Source organism: Dolichospermum planctonicum (genome assembly GCF_005402965.1).
Lineage (GTDB): Bacteria > Cyanobacteriota > Cyanobacteriia > Cyanobacteriales > Nostocaceae > Dolichospermum > Dolichospermum planctonicum.
In genome coordinates, this window is sequence record NZ_BJCF01000010.1 from 91854 (window position 1) to 98710 (window position 6857).

The window sequence follows — 6857 nt, forward strand, 5'->3', positions numbered from 1 at the left end:
GGGCAAGACTTGTACTGAGATTGGTCGAAGTATGCCCGCACAAAGTGTACCTCACTCAAAGCTACTTGCTGTAAAATCAAATTAATTGGTGGTGGGGATTTGAACGGGATGATTTATAATAATGGTTATCATTTTGGTTAATCTTATATGTCGTCTCAAAGCTTGCTTAAACGTCCCCGCCGTCTGCGTCGTACTGAAACTCTACGGAGGATGGTACGGGAAACAATTTTAACTGTGGATGATCTGATCTATCCCGTGTTTGTCATGGAGGGGGAAGGGGAAAAAGTAGAGATATCTTCTATGCCCGGTTGTTATCGTTTTTCTCTGGATTTACTCCTGAAAGAAATGGCCGAAGTGTCACAATTGGGAATTAATGCTGTAGCAATTTTCCCAGTAATTCCAGAGGAAGACAAAGATGAAACAGGTTCGGAAAGTTACAACCAGCAGGGATTGGTACAGGAAACGGTTAAAGCCATTAAAAAGCTAGTCCCGGAAATAATTGTCATTACTGATGTCGCTCTTGACCCTTTTACTACCCATGGTCATGATGGTTTAGTGGATGAAAATGGAATTATTCTCAATGACCCCACTATAGAAGTTTTGGTGAAAATGGCACTTTCTCAAGCAGAAGCAGGAACTGATTTTGTTGCCCCTTCTGATATGATGGATGGTAGAATTGGGGCAATTCGTCAAGCTTTAGACGCTGAAGGTTATATAAATGTGGGGATTTTAGCATACTCGGCTAAATATGCTTCTGCCTATTATGGACCATTTCGAGATGCTTTAGATTCCGCGCCCAAATTTGGTGACAAAAAAACCTATCAAATGGACCTGGCTAACGCTAAAGAGGCTTTAAAAGAAGTTAAACTTGATATTGCTGAAGGTGCGGATATTATCATGGTGAAACCAGCTTTGGCGTATTTAGACATTATATGCCAAGTAAAATCAGCCACAAATTTACCAGTTGCAGCTTATAATGTTAGTGGTGAATATGCAATGATTAAAGCGGCCGCTCAAAAGGGTTGGGTTGATGAGAAAAAGGTGATTTTAGAGACTTTAACCAGTATGAAACGGGCTGGTGCTGATTTAATTTTAACTTATTTTGCCAAAGAAGTGGCTTTGATGTTGAGTTAAGGTTCTATTCAGGAAGTGGCAAAGATTTTTTGGCAAATAAATGACAAAATCATTCACATTCACACTTTTTTGTGTTAACTTGATAACGGTTATCATTTTGGTGAGCTATGGTCAGTTTATTCAGTATGACAAGGAAAAACTTGTCTTAAAAATTCACTTTTACCGTACTTTTTTTGTCAAGTAAAACCCAGATTTTCAGATGAATACAATCAGTTTAAACGCAAAAAATGCAATTCCTGAAATACCCAAAAGAGGAATGCCAGTAACTATAATTACAGGGTTTCTAGGAAGTGGTAAAACTACGCTTTTAAATCAGATTCTTCAAAACAAACAAGATTTAAAAGTCGCTGTCCTCGTCAATGAGTTTGGTGATATTAACATTGATAGTCAATTACTAATTTCTGTAGATGAAGCTATGATGGAACTTAGTAATGGCTGTATATGTTGTACAATTAATGATGGTTTAGTTGATGCGGTTTATCGAGTTCTAGAAAGGGAAGATCCCATTGATTATCTAGTTATTGAAACTACAGGTGTTGCTGATCCTTTACCAATCATTTTAACTTTTCTGGGAACAGAATTGAGGGATTTAACTAACCTAGATTCAATTATTACAGTGGTAGATGCTGAAGCCTTTGATGAAAAACATTTCGATAGTGAAGCAGCTTTAAGACAGATTACCTATGGAGATATTATTCTCCTCAATAAAATAGACCTTGTGAAGCCAGAAAAAATACAAGAATTAGAAGATTTTATCCATGATGTCAAAATGGGAGCGAAAATTTTATATACTCAATATGGTGAAGTTGCTTTACCATTGATTTTAGATGTGAGTTTAACACCAATACATAAGTATATTGTCACTGATGATGAAGATCGTCATAAACATGACCATAAACATGAACATGAACATGAACATGACCATAAACATGAACATCATCATCATCACTCCGATCATTTAGATAATGATGGGTTTGTTTCAATTTCTTTCCAAAGTAATAAACCATTTGATGTCCATAAATTTGAGCATTTTTTGACTGAAGAAATACCGCAGAATGTATTTCGTGCTAAAGGAATTTTATGGTTTAGTGATAGTGGCTTGCGTCATATCTTTCAACTCAGTGGACCTCGTTACACTTTGCACGCTGACGAATGGCCTAATCAACCTAAAAATCAGGTAGTTTTTATTGGTAGAAAATTGGAGGCTAATGAGATTCATGCAAAACTTAGCGAATGTTTGTTATAGTTAGTTTAAAAGTCTTCATTAATTCTCAAATTCATCAAATCAAATTTAGTTAATAGCTATTTATAGATATAGTTTATAAATGAAACTATTAACTTTGCTCATAAATCATCCCCATTAACCTAAAAAAATGACTTTATCTATTCGTCCAGAGCTAAATTCTACTGCTGACATTTCATCCTTATATCGGCAAGAATTACCAACTGTAACAGAAGCTGATATGAGACAAGCTGTACGCACTTTGTTGATTGGATTGGGAGAAAATCCTGACAGAGAAGGGTTAAAAGATACTCCCAAAAGAGTTGTTAAAGCTTTAAAGTTTCTGACGAATGGATATCATGAATCTTTGGATGAACTATTAAATGGAGCAGTTTTCACAGAAGATGCTAATGAAATGGTTTTAGTCCGGGATATTGATCTTTTTAGCTCCTGTGAACACCACATATTACCGATTATTGGTCGCGCTCATGTCGCTTATATTCCTAATGGTAAAGTCATTGGTTTATCAAAAATTGCTCGCATTTGTGAAATGTATGCTCGACGTTTACAAGTACAAGAACGGTTGACTTTACAAATTGCTGATGCAGTGCAAGGTTTACTCAAACCTAAAGGGGTTGCAGTGGTCATTGAAGCAACTCATATGTGTATGGTGATGAGAGGAGTGCAAAAACCAGGTTCTTGGACTGTTACCAGCGCCATGCGTGGTGTGTTTTCTGAAGACGCATCTACTCGTGAAGAATTTATGAATTTGATTCGACACAATCCTAACTTTTACTAAAGGCCTTTTTTGAGATAAATTTGGTTGGTATTATGTAGAGATAAGATATATCTGTCTCTACATGATGAATTATCAATCCTGAATTTATTAGAGGTAAAAAGAAAAATATTTGACCGCAGATAAACGCAGATAAACGCAAATAATGAGAGATAAATGATTAAGATAAAATTCGATTTAGCCAATACTACTGAAATGATTGGAAATTTGAAATTTAATGAGCAGGGCTTAATTCCGTCCATAGCTCAAGATTACTACGATGGTACTGTTTTAATGATGGCTTGGATGAATGCAGAATCAATTGTCAAAACCCTAGCTACAGGTGAAGTTCATTATTGGAGTCGTTCTCGCTCCCAATTATGGCATAAAGGAGCAACATCTGGGCATATTCAAAAGCTAAAGGAGCTTTTTTATGACTGTGATGGTGATACAATTCTTGTTAAGATTGACCAAGTTGGTGATCAAGCCTGTCATACTGGAGCAAGAAGTTGTTTTTTTAATTCTGTGGAAATTTTGTCAACCTATACATAATTTTTATTATTAGTTTACTCATGAATACGCCCATGATTACTGTTGTGGCTGGATTATTTGGATCTGGCAAAACTACCTGGATTTGTCAAGAGATTCGAGAGATTATATCTTCTGAAAAAGTAATTTATTTTAGTCTGGGAACGGGTAATATTCCCATTGATCAAACTAAAATAGCTACTGATTTTCCTGATTTAAAAATATTTAGTGATGGTCAAGAAATTGAATTTATTGATCATATCCCTACCGCAGATAGTGTTTATATCGAATTAGGTTCTTATCTAGAGTTAAAGGCTATATCAAAAATATTAGGTAATTTAAATTACCGCGCGGTGGCAATTATCCCTCCCGATTTGAAAAACTCTGAATATGATCATTGGACAAAGGAAATTATATATGGTGCGCCAGTCCCAAGTATAATTATAGAAAATCTATGGCGAGTAGAAACTACAGGTCAAGTTATAGATGAAAATAGTTTAGAGGAATTTTGGTATGAAATAACTCATGGTGCTTATGGTATTGTTACTCGCGCTAAGGCAATTTTTGATGTTAATGACGGACGTTACCTTTACTGTGATTTTGTTTCTGGTGTTCCCCAAATAGACTTTTTAGAATTAGATTTACCACGACATTTACAAGGAAGACCTCAACGATTTAGTGGGATAGAAATAGTAGGAAAAAATCTAGCTGAAACAGCCTTAAAAGAAACATTATTAGATTGCTTTTTGTCTGAATCATTAATTTTTCAATATCAACAACAGGTACAACAAATTTTACTAGAAGGTCAAGAAGTATGAAAATAGCTGTTATGTCATGTATTCATGGTAATTATGAAGCTTTAGATGCTGTACTATTAGATATTGACCAGCAAAAAGCCGAAAAAATCTTTTGTGTTGGTGATTTAGTGGGATATGGACCGCACCCAAATGCTGTAATTGATAAAATTCGCTCTTTAGATATTCCTACTTGCGCTGGTTGTTGGGATGAAGATATTGTAGAGGGATTAAACGCTTGTGATTGTAGTTATCCTTCAGTATTGGCAGAAAAAAGAGGAATTAAAGCTCACCAATGGACAAATCAGGAAATTAACCCAGAAAATCGGGAATTTTTAGCTAATTTACCTGATAGTCTACAATGGCAAAATTTGGCCTTTGTTCACGGTAGTCCCCATAGTAACCATGAATATTTATTACCAGAACTTGATGCTTTTGTGGCTTTAGAACGGGTACTTTCTACAGGTTCAGATGTGCTATTTTGTGGACATACTCACGTTCCTTATGCTCGTGATCTGAATTCTGGTGAGTTACAAATTGAAGTTGATACTCAAGGAAAATCACGTAAAATAAATTTTTTATCTCCTCTGAAAAAGATTGTTAATGTAGGTTCTGTGGGAGAACCACGTCATGGACGACCAAATGCAACTTATGTAATTTACGAAACCGATAATCAAGCGGTGACTTTACGAGAAGTTACTTATGATTATCAAAAAACCTGTGCAGCAATTATCCAAAAAGGATTACCAGAAATTTTTGCTTGGCGCTTGGCTCATGGCTTAGAATACGCAGAACGCGCAGATGATCCAACTCATGTTTGTACCAGATAAAATCTAAAATCTAAAATCTAAAATCTAAAATCTAAAATCTAAAATTGATTATGTGGGCGATTTTGAGTGGAATTGAAGGAAATTTGTCAGCCTATGAGGCTGTAATGGCTGATATTAAACGTCAAAGCCGTTATATAGAGGCATTATACATTATCGGTGATTTAGTCGGTCCAACACAGGAATCTGAAGGGTTGGTACAAAGAGTCAAATCACTGCGACGGGGTGAATTAGCACCGATGATTTGTAAAGGATGGTGGGAAGAACAATGTTTAATTTTACATGGTTGGGGACCAACCGCAGACGCACCAGAATTGATAGCAAAATATGGAGGTGACACTGTACAAAGATTGTGGGATTGTGTTTCTCGTCAAACAGTACAATGGTTGCGATCGCTCGATTTTGGTTTTTTTGAGTTAGATTGTTTATTAATACATGGTTCAACCGTGGGTGTGAGTGAAGAACTTAATCCCCAAACTCCTCCCATACAAATGTTAGATAGATTATCACGGATGCAAGCGAATAACCTCTTTTGCGGTCGTTCTGGTTTAACCTTCCAATACAAATTACAAGGGGGTTCTATCAACAGTAAAATTACCACTCTAGATAGTCAATTTTCCCCAGAAATAGTCACCACCGGTTCCCGTCAAGTAGTTGGGGTAGGAAATGTGGGACGAACCCCAGGAGAAGCTACTTACACTATTTATCATCCAGGAACAAATCAGGTCAAATTTAAAACCATATATTATGGACAACGTAGAGGGTTTCAAAAGTAGGGGTGTCCCCATTTGGTCAGAGATTATCGTTAAGCTGTTACGCAGCTAAATTGTATAATCCTAAATCTGTACTTCATAATACTGGGAACTGCTGTATTACCTATTTTCTTGGGGGATAATTTTTGTTATTACTTTCTGTCCAGAATTACCTCCTTTAACCACAATATTTTCTGTTTCTAAATTACCAATGGCTGTTTCTCCTTGAAAAGTTAAAGTTCTCCGGTACTTATTATGCTAAACCGAGAAGTTGAGAGAAGGGAACTCTTAACTCTTAATTGGGAACAGTTTTAACTGTCTGGATATCCTCCTGCCTGTCGGCAGACACGGCAGACACGGCAATTTTCCAAATCCGACAAAGAAAAATGCAATTCATTTTGAAACACCATTAGCCAAAACCTGGCACTTTTTTGTGGTAAAAATCCGCGAAACCCTTTGTTAATAAATGGTTTTAGGTTTATATGGCTAACGCCACGCTACGCTATCAGCAAGCCTCAATTATTTAATGATAGTTCTTCCTCGTCCGTTCTATGATAACATTTTTTTAATTAATTGTCAAGCCCTAATTCTGCTTTTTTCGCGGGATTTGATGAGGAGGTAAATTACAGCAAGTAGCTTTGAGTGAAGTACATTTTGTGCGGGCATCTTGCCCGCACCACAAGAGTTTTATTATTAATATCTGTATTTTGTGAATATCGGGAACTGCTGTCACTATGAAGTGATGAAGGAGATGATGGTTAGGTGCGTTACGCAATGCTAACACACCCTAGGATGTTTTCTGATTATTTGATGATAGTTCTTCCT

The 6857-nt window shown here is 36.3% G+C and carries 7 protein-coding genes; all 7 read left to right on the forward strand.

Going from position 1 to position 6857, the window contains the following annotated elements; translation table 11 throughout:
- The first annotated feature begins 147 nt into the window (after positions 1 to 147).
- Positions 148 to 1134, forward strand: a complete 987-nt coding sequence (hemB, locus tag FFO06_RS06855) for a porphobilinogen synthase (RefSeq protein WP_137907357.1) — start codon at positions 148 to 150, stop codon at positions 1132 to 1134.
- A gap of 199 nt (positions 1135 to 1333) precedes the next feature.
- Positions 1334 to 2380, forward strand: coding sequence for a CobW family GTP-binding protein (locus FFO06_RS06860; RefSeq protein ID WP_137907358.1), 1047 nt, complete (start codon positions 1334 to 1336; stop codon positions 2378 to 2380).
- A 127-nt stretch (positions 2381 to 2507) separates the two neighbouring features.
- The gene (gene folE, locus FFO06_RS06865) at positions 2508 to 3155 is read left to right on the forward strand and encodes a GTP cyclohydrolase I FolE (RefSeq protein WP_137907359.1); all 648 of its coding nucleotides are present in this window, start codon (positions 2508 to 2510) and stop codon (positions 3153 to 3155) included.
- 153 nt (positions 3156 to 3308) lie between these two features.
- Entirely contained in the window at positions 3309 to 3683 is a 375-nt protein-coding gene (gene hisI / locus FFO06_RS06870; protein ID WP_236097085.1) for a phosphoribosyl-AMP cyclohydrolase, read from the forward strand.
- Between the two features lie 20 nt (positions 3684 to 3703).
- Positions 3704 to 4477, forward strand: coding sequence for a GTP-binding protein (locus FFO06_RS06875; protein WP_137907360.1), 774 nt, complete (start codon positions 3704 to 3706; stop codon positions 4475 to 4477).
- Positions 4474 to 5283 carry a metallophosphoesterase family protein gene (locus tag FFO06_RS06880; RefSeq protein ID WP_137907361.1) on the forward strand — a complete coding sequence of 270 codons (810 nt, stop codon included), beginning with the start codon at positions 4474 to 4476 and terminating at the stop codon, positions 5281 to 5283. The genes FFO06_RS06875 and FFO06_RS06880 overlap by 4 nt, the downstream gene beginning before the upstream one ends.
- 44 nt (positions 5284 to 5327) lie before the next feature.
- Positions 5328 to 6056 (forward strand): metallophosphatase, encoded by a 729-nt coding sequence (locus FFO06_RS06885; RefSeq protein ID WP_137907362.1) that lies wholly within the window; start codon positions 5328 to 5330, stop codon positions 6054 to 6056.
- The last annotated feature ends 801 nt before the right edge of the window (positions 6057 to 6857 follow it).